The sequence below is a fragment of the Streptomyces sp. NPDC005004 genome (genome assembly GCF_053600675.1).
This window is the reverse complement of the sequence record NZ_JBSGAH010000001.1, coordinates 20766-37753: the sequence shown is the minus strand read 5'-3', so window position 1 is coordinate 37753 and position 16988 is coordinate 20766. Positions and strand designations below refer to the sequence as shown.

At 71.5% G+C, this 16988-nt stretch carries 13 protein-coding genes; 5 read left to right on the top strand and 8 right to left on the bottom strand.

Annotated features, from left to right (window positions below; translation table 11 throughout):
• Nucleotides 1-76: 76 nt before the first annotated feature.
• Nucleotides 77-658, top strand: coding sequence for a CGNR zinc finger domain-containing protein (locus ACWEEU_RS00150; RefSeq protein ID WP_451726844.1), 582 nt, complete (start codon nt 77-79; stop codon nt 656-658).
• Between the two features lie 130 nt (nt 659-788).
• On the opposite strand, the gene ACWEEU_RS00145 is transcribed toward ACWEEU_RS00150, so the two are convergent.
• Nucleotides 789-2132: a UDP-glucose dehydrogenase family protein gene (locus tag ACWEEU_RS00145; protein WP_385748318.1), complete on the bottom strand. Its 1344-nt coding sequence runs from the start codon at nt 2130-2132 to the stop codon at nt 789-791.
• A 180-nt stretch (nt 2133-2312) separates the two neighbouring features.
• Here ACWEEU_RS00145 and ACWEEU_RS00140 point away from each other — a divergent pair, with 180 nt between their 5' ends.
• Nucleotides 2313-3470 (top strand): acyl-CoA dehydrogenase family protein, encoded by a 1158-nt coding sequence (locus tag ACWEEU_RS00140; RefSeq protein ID WP_385748316.1) that lies wholly within the window; start codon nt 2313-2315, stop codon nt 3468-3470.
• A gap of 101 nt (nt 3471-3571) precedes the next feature.
• On the opposite strand, the gene ACWEEU_RS00135 is transcribed toward ACWEEU_RS00140, so the two are convergent.
• Nucleotides 3572-4861 (bottom strand): LCP family protein, encoded by a 1290-nt coding sequence (locus tag ACWEEU_RS00135; protein WP_385748313.1) that lies wholly within the window; start codon nt 4859-4861, stop codon nt 3572-3574.
• 118 nt (nt 4862-4979) lie between these two features.
• On the opposite strand from ACWEEU_RS00135, the gene ACWEEU_RS00130 reads away from it, so the two are divergent.
• Entirely contained in the window at nt 4980-5540 is a 561-nt protein-coding gene (locus ACWEEU_RS00130; protein ID WP_451726839.1) for an acyl-CoA thioesterase, read from the top strand.
• 213 nt (nt 5541-5753) lie between these two features.
• Here the strand turns inward: ACWEEU_RS00130 and ACWEEU_RS00125 are convergent, their stop codons facing one another.
• A complete protein-coding gene (locus ACWEEU_RS00125) occupies nt 5754-7262 on the bottom strand; it encodes an LCP family protein (RefSeq protein WP_451726836.1) in 1509 nt (502 codons plus the stop codon).
• Nucleotides 7263-7388: 126 nt separating this feature from the next.
• Here ACWEEU_RS00125 and ACWEEU_RS00120 point away from each other — a divergent pair, with 126 nt between their 5' ends.
• Entirely contained in the window at nt 7389-8417 is a 1029-nt protein-coding gene (locus ACWEEU_RS00120; RefSeq protein ID WP_451726833.1) for a glycosyltransferase family 2 protein, read from the top strand.
• Between the two features lie 65 nt (nt 8418-8482).
• Here ACWEEU_RS00120 and ACWEEU_RS00115 read toward each other — a convergent pair whose 3' ends face one another.
• From ACWEEU_RS00115 to ACWEEU_RS00100, 4 genes are all read right to left on the bottom strand, one after another.
• Nucleotides 8483-10093, bottom strand: a complete 1611-nt coding sequence (locus tag ACWEEU_RS00115; RefSeq protein ID WP_451726830.1) for an LCP family protein — start codon at nt 10091-10093, stop codon at nt 8483-8485.
• Nucleotides 10094-10202: 109 nt separating this feature from the next.
• Nucleotides 10203-11963 (bottom strand): LCP family protein, encoded by a 1761-nt coding sequence (locus ACWEEU_RS00110; RefSeq protein WP_451726827.1) that lies wholly within the window; start codon nt 11961-11963, stop codon nt 10203-10205.
• A 234-nt stretch (nt 11964-12197) separates the two neighbouring features.
• The gene (locus ACWEEU_RS00105) at nt 12198-13376 is read right to left on the bottom strand and encodes an LCP family protein (RefSeq protein ID WP_451726824.1); all 1179 of its coding nucleotides are present in this window, start codon (nt 13374-13376) and stop codon (nt 12198-12200) included.
• 120 nt (nt 13377-13496) lie between these two features.
• Nucleotides 13497-14252, bottom strand: coding sequence for a TIGR03089 family protein (locus ACWEEU_RS00100; protein ID WP_451726821.1), 756 nt, complete (start codon nt 14250-14252; stop codon nt 13497-13499).
• 308 nt (nt 14253-14560) lie between these two features.
• Between ACWEEU_RS00100 and ACWEEU_RS00095 the strand changes: the two genes are divergently transcribed.
• Nucleotides 14561-15643 (top strand): sugar phosphate nucleotidyltransferase, encoded by a 1083-nt coding sequence (locus ACWEEU_RS00095; protein ID WP_451726818.1) that lies wholly within the window; start codon nt 14561-14563, stop codon nt 15641-15643.
• A gap of 261 nt (nt 15644-15904) precedes the next feature.
• On the opposite strand, the gene ACWEEU_RS00090 is transcribed toward ACWEEU_RS00095, so the two are convergent.
• Nucleotides 15905-16921, bottom strand: a complete 1017-nt coding sequence (locus ACWEEU_RS00090; protein ID WP_385748294.1) for a DNA-3-methyladenine glycosylase family protein — start codon at nt 16919-16921, stop codon at nt 15905-15907.
• Between the last annotated feature and the right edge of the window lie 67 nt (nt 16922-16988).

Sequence of the window (16988 nt, the reverse complement as noted above, 5' to 3'; positions counted from 1 at the left end):
GAAAGTGGTTACCTGTAGAGACGGGTAACCGGTAACGGTTACCTCATGCTCCCGCAGTGGAGGTAACGTCGCAAGCATGAGTGACAGATCGGCCGCCCCCGGGGCGCTGGTCCTCGTGGAGTCCCTGGTCAACAGCCTGGACATCGAGAGCGGCCGCGACCTCCTCGACACGGAGGAGGGGCGGGCGAACCTCGGGATCGGCCCGGAGGAGGTGGCGGACGCCCGTACGCTGCGCGAGTCCCTGCGCGCCGCCCTGCTCGCGCACGCCGGGCACCGGCCGCACCGCGCGGTGACTCCGCTGGGCACCCTGCTCGCCCACGCACCGCTGCACCTCGCCGTCGACGACACCGACGGCTCCGCCCGCCTCGCCCCCACCGACCCCGCCCCGCTGCTCTCCCGCGTCGCCGCCGCCGTCGCCGAGGCGCTGATCGCGGGCACCTGGCAGCGCCTCAAGGCGTGCGAGGCGCCCGACTGCCACTGGGCGTACTACGACCGCAGCCCCGCCGGACGCGGCCGCTGGTGCTCGATGCAGGTGTGCGGGGCCCGCGCGAAGATGCGGCGCTACCGGGCCAAGGACGCCGTGGACGCCAAGGCGACCCGGGGTCCCCGGGGCGCCGACGAGGCCGACGGCACCACCCCGCACACCAAGGGCAGGTAAGGGCCCGGGGGTTGCGCGGCCATGCTCGCGCCCCGTGGTGCACAATGCGCACAGACGCCGGTTCGGCCGACTGAGCCTCGGCCGAACCGGCGTCCCCGGCGCAGCCGAACCGGCGCACTCCTTAAGGGCGTTACGCGGTCGGGCGGCCCATCGCCCGGTACGTCCACCCGGCCCGCCGCCACAGCTCGGCGTCGAGCGCGTTGCGCCCGTCGAGCACCACCCGCTCCGCCGCGACCGCGGCCAGCTCCGCCGGGTCCAGCTCGCGGAACTCCCGCCACTCCGTCAGGTGCAGCACCACGTCCGCGCCGCGCACCGCCTCCAGCGCCGAGTCCGCGTAGCCGAGGGTCGGGAAGACCTTGCGGGCGTTGTCCATGCCCTTCGGGTCGTACACCGTGACCTGGCCGCCCTGGAGGTGTATCTGGCCCGCGACGTTCAGCGCGGGCGAGTCGCGGACGTCGTCCGAGTCGGGCTTGAAGGTGGCGCCGAGCACCGCGACCCGCTTGCCGAGGAACGAGCCGCCCCCGACCGCCTCCCGCGCCATCTCGACCATCTGGCCGCGGCGCCGCATGTTGATGGAGTCGATCTCGCGCAGGAAGGTCAGCGCCTGGTCCGCACCCAGCTCACCGGCGCGCGCCATGAAGGCGCGGATGTCCTTCGGCAGACATCCGCCGCCGAAACCGATCCCGGCGCGCAGGAACTTGTGGCCGATCCGCTCGTCGTACCCGATGGCCTCCGCGAGCCTCGCCACGTCGCCGTCGGCGGCCTCGCACACCTCCGCCATGGCGTTGATGAAGGAGATCTTGGTGGCCAGGAAGGAGTTGGCCGCCGTCTTCACCAGCTCGGCGGTCGGGAAGTCGGTCACCACGAACGGGGTGCCCTCGCCGATCGGCGTGGCGTACACCTCGCGCAGCAGCTTCTCCGCCCGCTCGCCGCGCACGCCGACCACGATCCGGTCGGGGTGCAGGGTGTCCTTGACGGCGAAGCCCTCGCGCAGGAACTCCGGGTTCCAGGCCAGCTCGGCGTCGGCGCCCGCGGGCGCGTGCTCGGCGAGGTAGGCGGCGAGGCGGCCCGCCGAGCCGACCGGCACGGTGGACTTGCCCACGACCAGCGCCGGGCGCTTGAGATGGGGGGCGAGAGAGGCGATGGCGGCGTCGACGTACGACATGTCGCAGGCGTACTCGCCGTGCTTCTGCGGGGTGTTCACGCAGACGAAGTGCACGTCGCCGAACTCCGCGACCTCCGCGAAGTCGGTCGTGAACCGCAGCCGCCCGGTGGAGCCCTCGATGCCCGCGACATGGCGGCGCAGCAGCTCGTCGAGCCCCGGCTCGTACATCGGGGTCTCGCCGCGCTCCAGCAGAGCGATCTTCTCCGGCACCACGTCCAGGCCCAGCACCTCGAAGCCGAGTTCGGCCATGGCCGCGGCGTGCGTGGCGCCGAGATAGCCGGTGCCGATCACGGTGATCTTCAGGCTCATTGATGCTCCAGCCAGGGGGTACGTCGACGGTGCGGAGCCCGAGCATAGTCGTGCGCCGCGCGGGGCAGGTCTCCTGCTGTCGCCAAGCTCACGTATGCGGGCCCCGGACAGCCCTCTAAACTTCAGTTACTTAACGGTAATTAGCGTCAGTACCACAGCGTCCTTGGAGCGTGAGAGACCGTGGCCGGATCGGCTGACTTCGACCTGTACCGCCCGTCCGAGGAGCACGACATGCTCCGAGACGCCGTCCGCTCGCTGGTCGAGGCGAAGATCGCGCCGTACGCCGCCGCCGTGGACGAGGAGGCCCGCTTCCCGCAGGAGGCGCTGGACGCCCTCGTGGCCGGCGACCTGCACGCCGTGCACGTCCCGGAGGAGTACGGCGGCTCGGGCGCCGACGCGCTCGCCACGGTGATCGTGATCGAGGAGGTGGCCCGCGCCTGCGTCTCCTCCTCCCTCATCCCCGCCGTGAACAAGCTCGGCTCGCTCCCGGTGATCCTCTCCGGCTCCGAGGAGCTGAAGAAGAAGTACCTGGGCCCGCTCGCCAAGGGCGACGCGATGTTCTCGTACTGCCTCTCCGAGCCGGACGCCGGTTCCGACGCCGCGGGCATGAAGACCAAGGCGGTCCGTGACGGCGACTTCTGGGTGCTCAACGGCGTCAAGCGCTGGATCACCAACGCGGGCGTCTCCGAGTACTACACGGTGATGGCGGTCACCGACCCGACGAAGCGCTCGAAGGGCATCTCCGCCTTCGTGGTCGAGAAGTCGGACGAGGGTGTCTCCTTCGGCGCCCCGGAGAAGAAGCTCGGCATCAAGGGCTCCCCGACCCGCGAGGTCTACTTCGACAACGTCCGCATCCCCGCCGACCGCATGATCGGCGAGGAGGGCACGGGCTTCGCCACGGCCATGAAGACCCTGGACCACACCCGCATCACCATCGCCGCCCAGGCCCTCGGCGTCGCGCAGGGCGCCCTCGACTACGCCAAGGGCTACGTCCAGGAGCGCAAGCAGTTCGGCAAGGCGATCGCGGACTTCCAGGGCATCCAGTTCATGCTCGCCGACATGGCCATGAAGATCGCCGCCGCCCGCGCCCTGACCTACCAGGCCGCGGCCGCCTCCGAGCGCGGCGACAAGGACCTCACCTTCCAGGGCGCCGCCGCCAAGTGCTTCGCCTCGGACGTGGCCATGGAGGTCACCACCGACGCCGTCCAGCTCCTCGGCGGCTACGGCTACACCCGTGACTACCCGGTCGAGCGCATGATGCGCGACGCCAAGATCACCCAGATATACGAGGGCACGAACCAGGTCCAGCGGATCGTGATGGCCCGCAACCTGCCGTAACGCGGGACGGCACAGACACGGGACGACACAGACATACGGAAGGCGCCTTCCCCGTACGACCGGGGCAGGCGCCTTCCGTATGTCCTGGGTGTGGCGGGGGCTCAGTTGCCCGACACCGTCACCTTCTCGTCGTTCTTCAGCTCGTTCACCAGGGTCTGGACCTTCGCCTTGTCCCAGACGAGGTTGCCGCCGACCGAGCCGGAGACGGGCATGTTCATCGAGGTGCCGTCGCCGCCGCTGACGCCCTTCATCGCCCAGAACATGGAGGCGAGGTCCCACAGGCTCATGTCCTTGTCGACCGTGAGCGAGTCCAGGCCCGCGCTCATGGTCGGGTAGAACTTGAAGGGGTTCAGGACGGTGGACGGGGTGGCCACCTGGTGGGACAGCGCGGAGAGGAACTTCTGCTGGTTCTTGGTGCGCTGGAGGTCGGAGGCCGCGAAGGCGTGCCGGGTGCGGACGAAGGCGAGGGCCTGCTCGCCGTTGAGGGTCTGCTCGCCGGCCTTGAAGTCGGCGCCGGAGTACTTGTCCTTGAAGCCCTGGTCGAGCTTCATGTCCACACCGCCGACGGCGTCCACGATGCTGGCGAAGCCCGCGAAGCCGATCTCCACGTAGTGGTCGATGTGCAGACCGGTGTTGTACTCGACCGTGCGGACCAGGAGGGTGGGGCCGTCCTTGGCGTACGCCGCGTTCAGCTTGGTGGTGCCGGAGGCCGGGTAGAGCTTGCCGGACTCCGAGCCCTTGAAGCTCGGGATCGTGACGTTCGAGTCGCGCGGCAGGGATATGAGCGTGTCGCCGTTCGAGCCGACGTGCAGGATCATCATCGAGTCGGTGCGCTGACCCTCGGCGGAGCCGGTGTGCAGCTTCTTCTTCTCCTCGTCCGACATGCCCTTGCGGCTGTCGGAGCCGACGATCAGATAGTTGGTGCCCTCGCCCTCGGCGGGCCGGTCGATCACCTTCGACAGGTCGACGTCCCGGTGCAGCTTGGAGTCGGCCCAGAAGTAGGTGGCGACCGAGGTGACGATGAGCACACTCAGGACGGTGATCGTCGTCAGCTTGATCCGGCGGCCCCAGTTCGGCGCGGGGCGCGGAGCGCGGGTGCCGGGTGCGGCCGGTCCGCCGGGACCGCCGCCGCCGTAGACCTGGCCCGTGTTGTAACCGCTGTCGTATCCGGCGGTCCCCCGGCCGTCGACGTACGACGGCTGCTGCGGCACCCCGGCGCCGTACGGCGGCGCGGAGGGGCCTTGGGAGCCGTACGAGCGCTGGCCCGGAGGTACCGGGCCGCGCCCCACCTGACGCATCGCGCGGGCGCCTTCCGGCTGTGCGCCGGCGCTGCCGCGTCCGTAGCGGGGTCCGCGTTCGTCGTCGGACCATCCCTCGGGCCAGTCATTCATGGGCCCAAGTGTGCAGGGTGCGGGCAGGTGGCTCACAAGGGTTGTCGGAAAATCGGAGCGGGGCTGTTGCGAAGGCGACACAAATATCGCGAATGCCGCTTCCGCTTAAGGTGGGGACATGACAGAGCAGGCCCCGCCGACCGAGCCGACCGAGCTTCCGGAGATCCCGGGCAAGCTCACCTCGGCTTCTCGCACCACACTCAGCCACATCATGACCCACAACGACACCAACCTTCTGGGTACGGTGCACGGCGGGGTGATCATGAAACTGGTCGACGACGCCGCGGGCGCCGTGGCCGGACGGCACTCCGGGGGTCCCGCCGTCACCGCGTCCATGGACGAGATGGCCTTCCTCGAGCCGGTGCGCGTGGGTGACCTGGTCCATGTGAAGGCACAGGTCAACTGGACCGGACGCACCTCCATGGAGATCGGCGTCCGCGTCCTCGCCGAGCGCTGGAACGAGTCGGCGCCGCCCACCCAGGTCGGCTCCGCCTACCTGGTCTTCACCGCCGTGGACGCCGACGGCAAGCCGCGCGCGGTCCCCCCGGTGCTCCCGGAGACCGAACGCGACCGCCGCCGCCACCAGGAGGCGCAGATCCGCCGCAGCCACCGCCTGGCCCGCCGCCGCGCCATCCGCGAACTGCGCGAACAGCGGGCAGCCGACGGCATCGAGGACTGACGGTCCCCTCCGAGGGGTGAGCGGCTCCGGTTCCTGTCGCGCCCTCTCCCCGTGAGGCTCGGGGAGACCGGCGGCGCTGAGTCGCGGGAGCGGAGAGCGGCCGGCGCGCGCCCCCGCACTTGAGCGCCGCGCGCCGGGGGCCGCCTCGCGATCGGCCCCGCCGCATCAGAGTCCCGCTGCGCCCGGCCGCTCCCCGCGACCCCGGCGGAGCCGTCACGCCTTGCCCGAGCACACCACCTCGTCCCCGTGCACCACCGGGGAGTCGGGCCGGGCCGTGTCCGGGCCCTTGACCTTGTGTACGTCCTTGAAGTCGGGGCCCGCCGTCACCCGCAGCACCGCGCCCTGGCCGGGGACGGGGCGGAGCTCGCTGCCGGGAAGGGCGACGGCGAGGGAGCGGGCGGAGCGGTCCCAGCGGGGGTCGTAGGAGATGACCGTGCGGGGGACGGGGTGGCCGGCGGTGACGGGCTGGTGGGTGGTCGCGAAGCCGGCGGAGGCGAGGGCGGCGTCCACCTTTCTGCCGAGCCCCGCCGTGCCGGTGCCGTTCTCCACCCGGACCCGGATCGAGGAGGGCGCGACCTCGACGGTGGTCGCGGCGGGGGCGTGCTTCGCGCGGACCGGGGCGAGCGGCTTGTCGTCGCGCAGGGCGGCGAAGAGCCGGTCCGCCTTCGCCTTGTCCCACTTCAGGGTCGAGCCGATCCCGTTGACGACGAAGCCCATCTGCTCGATCGGCACGGTGGTGAACTCGGAGGAGGAAGGGGAGAAGTTCCGCATCGCCCGCCCGAGATCCAGCAGTTCGTTCGTGCCGAACCCGGCGTCCGCCCGCACGGAGCCGAGCACCGCCCGCGTCACGTCCCGGAACCGCATCGGGTTGAGCAGCACCCCCGAGGACGTCGCCCGCTCGATCAGCGCGGCCATGAACCGCTGCTGCCGCTGCATCCGCCCCAGGTCGCTCGCCCCGTCCACGTGCCGGGCGCGCACGTACTGCAGCGCCTGCCCGCCGGTGAGGTCGTGGTTGCCGGGCGCGAGGTCGAGCCCGGTGTACGAGTCCTTCAGCGTGGTCGGCGTGCAGACGGTGACCCCGCCGAGCACGTCCACGGTCCGCATGAAACTGGCGAAGTCGACCTCCAGATAGTGGTCGATCTTCACCCGGGTCATCGCCTCCACCGTGCGCACGGTGAGCTGCGGTCCGCCCTCGGCATAGGCCGCGTTCAGCTTCAGCGGATGCGCGTGGTGCGGCTCACCGGTGCTCTGGTCGACGTGCGCGGGCACCTCCGCGTAGGAGTCGCGCGGCAGGCTCACCACGCTCGCCCGGTCCCGGTCCCGGGAGATGTGCACGATCATGATCGTGTCGGTGCAGTGACAGGGCGCCCCGCCGAGCCGGTACGCCTTCCGCTGCTGCGCGGTGATCTTGTCGCGGCCGTCGGTGCCGACCAGCAGGATGTTCATGCCGTGGCCCGCGGCGGGCCGGTTCTTCATGTCCTTGAAGGCGTCCACCCGTGCGATCCCCGAGTCGAGCCCGGTGACGAGCGCGTGGCCGATCCCGGCGGACGCGAGCACCGTCACGGACAGCGCGGTCACCGCCCGCACGCCCCAGCGTGGCCGACGGCGCCGTACGAGGGCCGCCCGTGGCGCCCGCCCGGGCGGCTGCGGACGGCGCTGCGGGCCGGGGGCGGCCGCACCGCCCTTGGCCGTGGGGGAGGGGGGCCGAGGCGGTCTGGGCAAGGGACACCTCCGGGCTGGGCCGTACGTGGGGTTTGTAGGAACCGTAGGCCGATACGATCTCCAGCCCGCGGCGCAGCCCCGGCGGCGCGCAACGGTGTCCCCCATTCGCGGTAACGTGAGGCCTCTATGAACGCCAAGCCCGACGTGCGGCTCCCCGCTGTTTCTGTGATCATGCCCGTCCTCAATGAGGAACGGCATCTGCGCGGGGCCGTCCAGGCGATCCTCGCCCAGGAGTACGCCGGCGACATGGAGGTAGTGATCGCCCTCGGTCCGTCCACGGACCGCACGGACGAGATCGCGGCCGAGCTGGTGGCGGAGGACCCCCGGGTGCTCACCGTCCCGAACCCGACCGGCCGGACCCCCGCCGCGCTGAACGCGGCGATCAAGGCGTCCCGGCACCCCGTCGTGGTCCGCGTCGACGGGCACGGGATGCTCTCGCCCGACTACATCACCACCGCCGTACGCCTCCTGGAGGAGACCGGCGCGCAGAACGTCGGCGGCATCATGCACGCCGAGGGCGAGAACGACTGGGAGCACGCGGTCGCCGCCGCGATGACCTCCAGGATCGGCGTCGGCAACGCCGCCTTCCACACCGGCGGCCAGGCCGCCCCCGCCGAGACGGTCTACCTCGGCGTCTTCCGCCGCGAGGCGCTGGAGCAGCAGGGCGGCTACAACGAGGAGTTCATCCGCGCCCAGGACTGGGAGCTGAACTTCCGCATCCGCGAGGCGGGCGGCCTCATCTGGTTCTCGCCGGAGCTGAAGGTGTCGTACCGGCCGCGCCCGAGCGTCAGGGCGCTCGCCAAGCAGTACAAGGACTACGGCCGCTGGCGCCATGTCGTCGCCCGCTACCACGAGGGTTCGATCAACCTGCGCTACCTCGCCCCGCCGGCCGCCGTGTGCGCGATCGCCGCCGGGCTCGTGGTGGGCGTGGCGCTCACCCCCTGGGCTCTGGTGATACCCGGCGGCTACCTCGCGGCGATCGTCGCGGGCTCGCTCCCGGCGGGCAGGGGCCTCCCGCTCAAGGCGCGCCTGCAGATCCCGGTCGCCCTGGCCACCATGCACATGTCCTGGGGCTTCGGCTTCCTGACCAGCCCCAGGTCCCTGGCCAAGCGGGTCATCGCCTCGCGCCGCCCGGCGGTGCTCGAAGCCCGCTGACGGCACGTCGGCCGAAGGGGCCCTCCGCCCGCGTCACGCGGGCAGGGGCCCCTTTCGCGCGTCTCCTACCACCGGTAGGGCTGGTACACGTCCATGCAGCGGGAGGTGTCCGCGCCGTTGATGGCGTCCGATCCCTCGGGCACGTCACCGGCCTTCGGGGCGGACTTCTTCGGGTACGCCGTGCCGGTGCGCCAGTCCGCGCCGACGACCACCGTCACGCCCGAGACGTCCGTGGAGCGCTCCACCTGGCCCAGCGGGATGCCGAGCGCCTTGGCCACGCCCTGCGCGTCGCCCTCCAGGTCGGCGCTCGGATAGCGCACCACCGTCTCGTCCTCGGACAGCGCGGCCGAGGCGTCCTTCGTCGCTCTGCCGTACCCGGCCTGCGCGAGGACCGTGTCGACCGCCGCCGCGCGGCCCGGCACCGCGGCCTGCGTCGAGCTGCCGGTGCCGTTGGCCACGACCACGCCCAACCGGGAGGGCTGGAGCGAAGGCGCCTTGGTCTTCGGGGACTTGGCCGCCTTGGACTTCGACGGCTTGCCGTTGTGGTCCAGCGGCACGTCGTCGCGCAGCATCTCCCACAGCTTGTCGGAGGCGGTCTTCTGCGGCACCACGTGCTCGCTGTTGAGCGGGTCCTCCACGTTGGGCATCGTGACCGAGGTGATCCGGTCGGCCGGGACGGACTTGAGCTGCGTGCCGAGGTCGTAGAGCTTCTTGACCGTGCCGATCTCCTGGGACACCGTCAGGGACTTGGTGGCCGCCTCGGCCAGGTCCATCAGACGCCCGCTGTCGGTGAAGACGCTCTGTCCCTTGAGCGTGCGGATCATCGAGTTCAGATACATGTGCTGGGCGCGGGCGCGCATCACGTCGCTGCCCCAGGCGTGCCGGGTGCGCAGCCACTGAAGGGCCTGCACGCCCTTCACCTTGTGGTGGCCGGCCGTCAGCTTCAGCCCGGAGCCGCCGCGCTGGGCGGGCGTCGAGTGGTCCCACACGTTCTGGTCGACGCAGACGTCGACACCGCCGATCGCGTCGGCCATGCGCACCACGCCGGCGAAGTCGATGGTCATCCAGTGGTCGATGTAGACGCCGGTCAGCTTCTCCCAGGTGGCCAGCGTGCAGCCGGCCCCGCCCCGGGCCAGCGTGGTGTTGATGATGTCCTCGGTGGGCTGGTATACCCGCTTGGTCTTGGGGTCCACGCACTTGGGGATCGCCACCCGGGTGTCGCGCGGGATGCTCACCATGGCGGCGCTCTTGCGGTCCGCCGAGAGGTGGATGAGCATCTGCACGTCGCCGAGCGGCGGATTGCCCCGGTTGTCCCTGCTGCCGCCGAGCTTGACGTTCTCGGCGGAGTTACGGCTGTCGGAGCCGATGAGCAGGATGTTCAGCGGGGTACGCCCCGCCGCGTCGGGCTGGGTACGGCGCACCTTGGAGTCGTCGCCGCTGATCCGGCTGCCCTTGGTGATGTTGCCGTTGAGGTGCTGATAGTAGAGATAGCCGGCCCCCGCCGACCCGAGTATCGCCAGGGTCAGCACGATCGCCGCCCAGCGCAGCACCCGCCGCCCGCGCCCGCGTTCCCGCCGGGCACCTCTTCTGCCGCCTCCCGACGGGCCCTTGCCGCCCGCCGCGGCCGTCACCGCCCCCTGCGGACCGGCCTTCCCCCGTACGCTGCTCTGCGCCAACTCCCCGGCCTCCTGTACCGCACCAAGCAAACGGGCCCGTCCCGCGTCCCTATAGACGCACGACGGGCCCGAACCGTTACCTGTGAACCGTTTTCCTGCGAGCCGTTGCCTACGAGGCGCACTGCGCCTTGTCGGCCGTCGACTTGTTCGCGACCTCCGGAGCCTTCGACGGGGCGGTCATCGAGACGCCCGCGCCCTTGAAGTCCTTGCCGAGGGTCAGGGTCATCGTGGGCAGCCCCTGGGAGTTGGTCACGCTCTTGCCCGGCTTGAGCGCGGAGCCCGAAAGGCCCATGAGCGCGGCCAGTTCGCGGGCCTGGGACGCCTGGTCGGGCGCGTACTCCAGCGTGGTTTTGCTCTGCTCGGCATCGGCGTTGCCCGCGTTCTCCGACTTCAGGATGCCCTTCTCGGTCTGCATCCACACGAGGGTCGCCGACGCGCTGCCGCCCTTCGCACCGCCGTTGAGGATGCGCACCCGTACGTCGGAGGCGGCCGACCGGCTGCCCTTGAGGCGGGCGGCCTGCGCGTCCTTGGCGGCCTTCTTCTTCTTTTTGACGTCCGTGAAGGAGACGTCGTTGTTGATGGCGTCGAAGATGGGGGGAGCCGCGACCGGGTCGACGATGACGGTCTTGTGGATGACACCGTCGGCCGGGTTGTCCCGCACCGGCACGGTCATGAAGCTGATGTTCTTCGGCGGGACCTTCTTCAGCTCGAGCGCTATGTCCTTGAGCGTGCTCACGCTCTTGATGCCCTGGTCGACGGTGAGCGCCTTGGTGGCCGCCTCCGCCAGGTCGATCAGCTTCTTGGGGTTGCTGAGGGTGTCACCGGAGGACATCTTGCGCATGAGCGAGCCCATGAACTGCTGCTGCACCTTGATGCGGTCCAGGTCACCCTGGTTGCCGAAGCTGTGCCGCGTGCGGACGAACGCCAGCGCCTGCTCGCCCTCGACGGTCGACTTTCCGGCAGGCAGTTTCAGGTGCGAGTCCGGGTCGTTCACCGGGTGGGCCACGCACACCTCGACACCGCCCACCGCCGAGGTCAGGGTCTTCACCGCGTTGAAGTCCACCATCATGAAGTGATCGGGCCTGATGCCGGTGACGGCCTGGACGGTCTGCATCGTGCAGCCCGCGTTGCGGCCCTCCTGGCCGAGGCTCGTGTTGAAGCGCACCTGGTCGGAACCGGAGATGATCTTCTTGCTGCCGTCCGGCTCGATGGTCTCGCAGTCCGGCACGTCCACGATCAGGTCGCGCGGAATGCTCAGCGCCGTCGCGTTCGTACGGTCCTTGGCGACGTGCAGCAGGATGTTGGTGTCCGCGTGGCCGACACTGTTCTTGTCGCCGTAACCCTCGTTGCCCTTGCCGGTGCGCTTGTCCGTGCCGATGATCAGGATGTTGAAGGCGTCGTCCTTGCTGAAGCCCTTCTTGGCCACGCTGCCGACGTCTGTCGTCGCGACGTTGCCTTCGAGGTGCTTCAGATAGAGGTAGCCCGCCGAGCCCACGGCGACCAGCACGAGCGCCATGCCGCCGCCGGTCCAGGCGATTATCTTCTTCGCCTTCGACTTCTTCGGCTTCTGCGGGGGGCGCCGGCCACCGCGCCGCCCCTGCGGCTCCGGCTCGGGCTCGGCCCCCCGGCGCCGGCGGGACTGCTGCGGGACCTCCGTCTCGCGCCCCCGGGGCTCCCGGGGCGGCGCGTCGCCCCGCCCGCGCGGGGGTGCGGCGCCGTCGTCGCGGCGGGCGGACCTACGCGGACCCGGAACCGGCGATTGCGCTCCGGAAGGATTTAGTCGCAGTTCGTATTCGCCGGTGTTCGGATTGAGTACCCACTGGTCTGCGGGATCGATGTTGTCCGCCCGCCCACGGCTTTGCGCGTCCACGGTTGCCTGAATCCTCCGTCGGGGCCACGCGGCGCCTTCCCCCTCGTAGGCGCTCGGGTCTCGGTGAATCGACGCACGGCCTCAGGGCCTGAACCTCGGGGCGGGGTGCATCGGATCGCTCACACTATCCGCCCAGTTCAGCGTCGGGCGACGCGCGTGACAAATTCCACGTTCCTACAACCGGGCAATCCCGCCCATATTCCTGAACAAAGGTTCGCCGTTTTGGTGCGCGCATTACTCACAGGACCGCTCGGCGGCCGTGTTCCCGTGAAAAGTCGGCACCGGAGAAGGGTCGTTCGTGGAGCCTTGCTGATGGGCATTACCGGTATTTTCGGGTGAAGTGTCCTTGGCCACCGCGACGGGCCGGTCCGCCCGCAGCCGCGCGAAGAGGCGGCTCGCGTCCGGCTCCACGAGCTGGTCGCGATTGGAGTCGTAGACGTACGCCTCGCGGGGAACCGTCAGGAACTGCACACGTTCGGTGGGGATGTCACGCAGTCCGCGCACCAACTGGTACAAACCCCGCAGATTCGCCAGTTCCGGGTCGGTGGTGAGCGCGGAGGTCGCCGCGTCCAGCACCGGATACAGCTTCACCGGGTTCAGCAGCACGTCGCTGCCGCGCACCTTGTCCACCAGCGCGCCGAGGAACCGCTGCTGGCGCTCCATCCGTTCGGTGTCGCTGCCGTCGCCGAGGGTCTTGCGGGCGCGCACGTAGCCGAGCGCCTGCTCCCCGTCGAGGGTCACGGTGCCCGCGGGCAGGGCGAGCTTGGCCGCCTTGTCGTCGACGGGCTCCTTCAGACACAGCCGCACCCCGTCGACGGCGTCCACCATCTCCTTGAACCCGCTGAAGTCGACGACCATGTGATGGTCCACGCGGATGCCGGTCAGCTCCTCGACGGTACGGATCGTGCAGGCCGAACCGCCGAGCTGGAAGGCGTGGTTGAGCATCGCGAACACCGGATCGGTACGGCCGCCGTCCGCGCCCACGCACTCGGGGACGTGCACCATCAGATCGCGGGGCAGCGAGACCGCGGTGGCGCTGCGCCGGTCGGCGGCCAGATGCAGCAGGATCGTGGTGTCGGCCCGCGCGGCGCCCGTGTCGCGACCGTACGCGCCGTTGTCCCCGGCCCGGGTGTCGGACCCGATCAGCAGGATGTTCTGCGCGTCCTTCACCAGTGCGGTGGGCCGCTCGCGTTCGTAGCGGGCCAGCTCGCGGGCGGCCGCGTCGTCGGGGGTGATGTTGGAGCTGAGCCGGTCGTAGACGGCCCAGCCCGCTCCGGCGGCGGCCAGCAGCAGCACCGCCGAGCCCAGCGCCGTACCCCTGACCCACCGGCGTCTGCGACGCCGGGCCAGCCCGTCCCCGGTGGCCGAGGACCCGGGGCCGGGAGCGGGTGGCCTGCCTGCGCTGTCGGGCACGTCAGGTCCACCCCGATCCATGGCGTACGAGCGGCACATCCCTCTTCTACGACCATGGCCGCGAAGCGGGCCCCGGGCCGCCCTTTGCTGCGCCGGACGGGTGAGGAGGGGACCGACGGGTCAGTGACGCGCGGCCGTGACCCGCTCGGCCTCGATGCGCTTGGCGAGGGCGTCGCCGTCCAGGCGGTCCAGGTTGCGGCACAGCACCACCGAGCCGCCGGCGGCCAGCGGGGCGTACAGACCCGCGCTCAGCCCCTCCCAGGTGTCGTACGGCAGCCCCGACAGCAGCCGGGAGCCCGGGCCGGTCAGATCCAGCGCCGGCGCCGCCGCGCGGGCCCGCTCGACCACCTCGGCCGCGCTGAACTCCGCCCCGGCCACGATCAGCGCGGGCTCCTCGGGGTCCACGGGCGCGAACGGCGCGAACCGGTCGCCCTGGCCCGGCACTTCGGCCGCGTAGTCGAGGAAGCCGTCCGGAACCACGGGGAACCGGCCGCCCAGCGGACGCAGCGCCATGGCCACCCGCTCGCCCCGGCAGGCCAGCGCCGCCTCCAGCGAGTCCGGGCCGCTGACCACCACGTCGGCCGCGGCGGCGTCGCCGTCCACGTCGGCCACCGCGCCCACCGACGCGCACGCCAGCAGCCAGACGGCCGTCTGCCAGTGCGCGGGCAGCAGCAGCGCCACCCGGTCACCGGGTCCGGCGTTCAGCTCGCCCTGGAGCAGATTGGCGGTCTTGGCCACCCAGTTGGCGAAGGTGGCCACGGACAACTCGACGCGTTCGCCCGTGGCGTCGTCGTAGTACGTCACCAGGGGGCGGCCCGCGTCCGCGGCGAGCGCGGAACGCAGCAGGTCGGCGGGGGTGCGATCGGTGGCAGTCACCCGCGCAAGAGTACGCCGCGCCGGCCGCGCGCACCGGCGGGTCCGGTACCGGGGCGGTCCGGTGCCAGGGTTGCCCGGCGGCCGACGGTGGCACTCTCTACCCGTAGGGGAAGAGCGCACGACCGGATGTGGCGCGTTCACGGCCGTCGGGGGGCGGGCGGGGGAGACGACGGGGCGGCCGGGGGAAGTCCGCACGCCGATCCAGGGGAACACCGCGCGGCCACCCCGGGCACCGTCGCACGGTCTGCATACACTGGCCGGCCGAAACGAGACGTTTCGGCGGTCCCGGCAGGAAGCAGAGACGACAGGTGACAGAAGCGATCCTCCTGGTCGGCGGCAAGGGCACCCGGCTGCGACCGCTCACGGTGCACACGCCCAAGCCCATGGTCCCGGCGGCCGGGGTGCCGTTCCTCACCCACCAGCTGGCGCGGGCCAGAGCCGCGGGCGTCGAGCACATCGTCCTCGCCACGAGCTATCTCGCCGAGGTCTTCGAGCCGTACTTCGGCGACGGCGCCGCCATGGGCCTGCACATCGAGTACGTCACCGAGCGGGAACCCCTCGGCACCGGCGGCGCCCTGCGCAATGTCGCCGCGCGGCTGCACTCCGGCCCCGAGGAGCCGGTGCTCGTCTTCAACGGCGACATCCTCACCGGCCTCGACATCCGCGCCCTGGTGGACACCCACGAGTCCACGGGCGCCGACGTCTCCCTGCACCTGACCAAGGTGACCGATCCCCGGGCGTACGGTCTCGTCCCCACCGACGAGACCGGGCGCGTGCTGGCGTTCCTGGAGAAGCCGCAGACCCCCGAGGAGATCGTCACTGACCAGATCAACGCGGGCGCCTACGTCTTCCGGCGCTCCGTCATCGACGCGATCCCGGCGGGACGCCCCGTCTCCGTCGAGCGCGAGACCTTCCCCGGACTGCTGGCCGCCGGGGCCCACCTCCAGGGCATGGTCGACTCCACCTACTGGCTCGACCTCGGCACCCCCGCGGCCTTCGTCCGCGGCTCCGCCGACCTCGTCCTGGGCCACGCCCCTTCCCCGGCCGTCCCCGGCCGGCGCGGCGACCGCCTGATCCTGCCCACGGCCACGGTGGCTCCCGACGCCAAGCTGACCGGCGGCACGGTGGTCGGCGAGGGCGCGTTCGTCGCGGAGGGCGCCAGGATCTCCGGCTCGGCGATCCTCCCGGGCGCGGTCGTCGAAGCGGGCGCGGTCGTCACCGACTCACTGATCGGATCGCGAGCCCGGGTCGGAGAACGATCCGTGCTCACCGGCGTGGTGATCGGCGACGGCGCGGTCGTCGGCGCGGACAACGAACTCCGGGACGGGGTCCGGGTGTGGTGCGGGGCGCAGATCCCGGCGGGCGCGGTGCGGTTCTCATCCGACATGTAGCGGTACCGGGGCCGACCGGGGGTACGTCACGCAGGGGCGCGGGGAACTGCGCGCCCAGCCCCGACGCACCCGCACCCGGCACTCCCCAGAACCGCGACGGCGAAGCTCCGAACTGGAGCAAGGGGTGCCGACGCGGCAGGGTCCACGTTTCGCAGGGGCGCGGGGAACTGCGCGCCCAGCCCCGACGCACCCACACCCGGCACTCCCCAGAACCCCGACGGCGAAGCCCGGGACAAGGCCGAGGGGCGCAGCCCCGAGCCCCTACAACCGCCCGATGTCCACCCGAGGCATCTTCGGTTTCCGACGAGCCGGCACGTTCCCGCTCAGCAGGATCAACCGAGCCGCCCGATGCCGCTGCCCCTGCGGAGCGTACGGCTCAAGCAGGCGCAGCATCACCGCGTCGTCGGCGTCCCGGTCCCCCGCCAGCGCCCACCCGACGATCCGGGGCAGATGAAGATCCCCGACGGTCACCTCGTCGGCGGCACCGTGGCTGCGCTGGACCACCTCCGCCGAGGTCCAGGGCCCGATACCGGGCACGACCTCCAGAAGGGACCGCGCCTCGGCGGGCGGAAGAGCCGTCGTCCGCTCCAGCCGCGCGGCGAGCCGTACCGCCCGCAGGATCGTCGAGGCCCGCTTGTCGTCGACACCCGCGCGGTGCCACTCCCAGGAGGGAATCAGCGCCCAGGCGCGGGGCGCGGGCATGACCCACAGGGGGTTCTCGCCCGTACCGGCCGGTCCCGGCGCGGGCTCCCCGAACCGTCGCACCAGCAGCCGCCAGGCCCGGTACGCCTCGTCGGTCGTGACCTTCTGCTCAAGCACCGAGGGGATCAGCGACTCCAGCACCAGGCCGGTCCGGGTCAGCCGCAGTCCGGGGCGCCGGTGCCGGGCCAGGGCAACGATCCGGTGCCGGGGCTCGAACGCATCGGGGTCGTCGGCGGCGCCCAGCAGCTCGGGCAGCTTGTCGAGCAGCCACTCGGCACCCGGACCCCACGCCTCCCCGCACACCTCGCCGCCCCGCGCGGACACCCGCAGCGTGCCCGGACCGGCGGGCGTGCGGCAGGCCCGCCACACCGAGCCGTCACGCGTCGCCCGGAACATCGGATCGCCGGGCCCGCGCCGCAGCGGCCCGAGCACCAGCCCGAGGTCGAGGGGACCGTCCGGCACCCACGTACGGGTGCGGGGCGCGGTCGCCTGCCGGGGCACCGGGGCGGACACGGTGACCTCCCCGCCGCGCACGGTCGTGCGCGAGACGGGCCGGGGAGCGAAACGTCCTGCCACGGATGAGGTCCTAGGGATGCGGGTGGTGCGGGGGCTGCCCTACGAGACTAGGGCAGCCCCCGCCCCC

Coding starts and splice junctions, on each gene's coding strand:
- ACWEEU_RS00130 (WP_451726839.1), top strand. CDS start 4,980: ATGACAGAGCAGGCCCCGCCGACCGAGCCGACCGAGCTTCCGGAGATC.
- ACWEEU_RS00135 (WP_385748313.1), bottom strand. CDS start 4,861: ATGAATGACTGGCCCGAGGGATGGTCCGACGACGAACGCGGACCCCGC.
- ACWEEU_RS00120 (WP_451726833.1), top strand. CDS start 7,389: ATGAACGCCAAGCCCGACGTGCGGCTCCCCGCTGTTTCTGTGATCATG.
- ACWEEU_RS00145 (WP_385748318.1), bottom strand. CDS start 2,132: ATGAGCCTGAAGATCACCGTGATCGGCACCGGCTATCTCGGCGCCACG.
- ACWEEU_RS00150 (WP_451726844.1), top strand. CDS start 77: ATGAGTGACAGATCGGCCGCCCCCGGGGCGCTGGTCCTCGTGGAGTCC.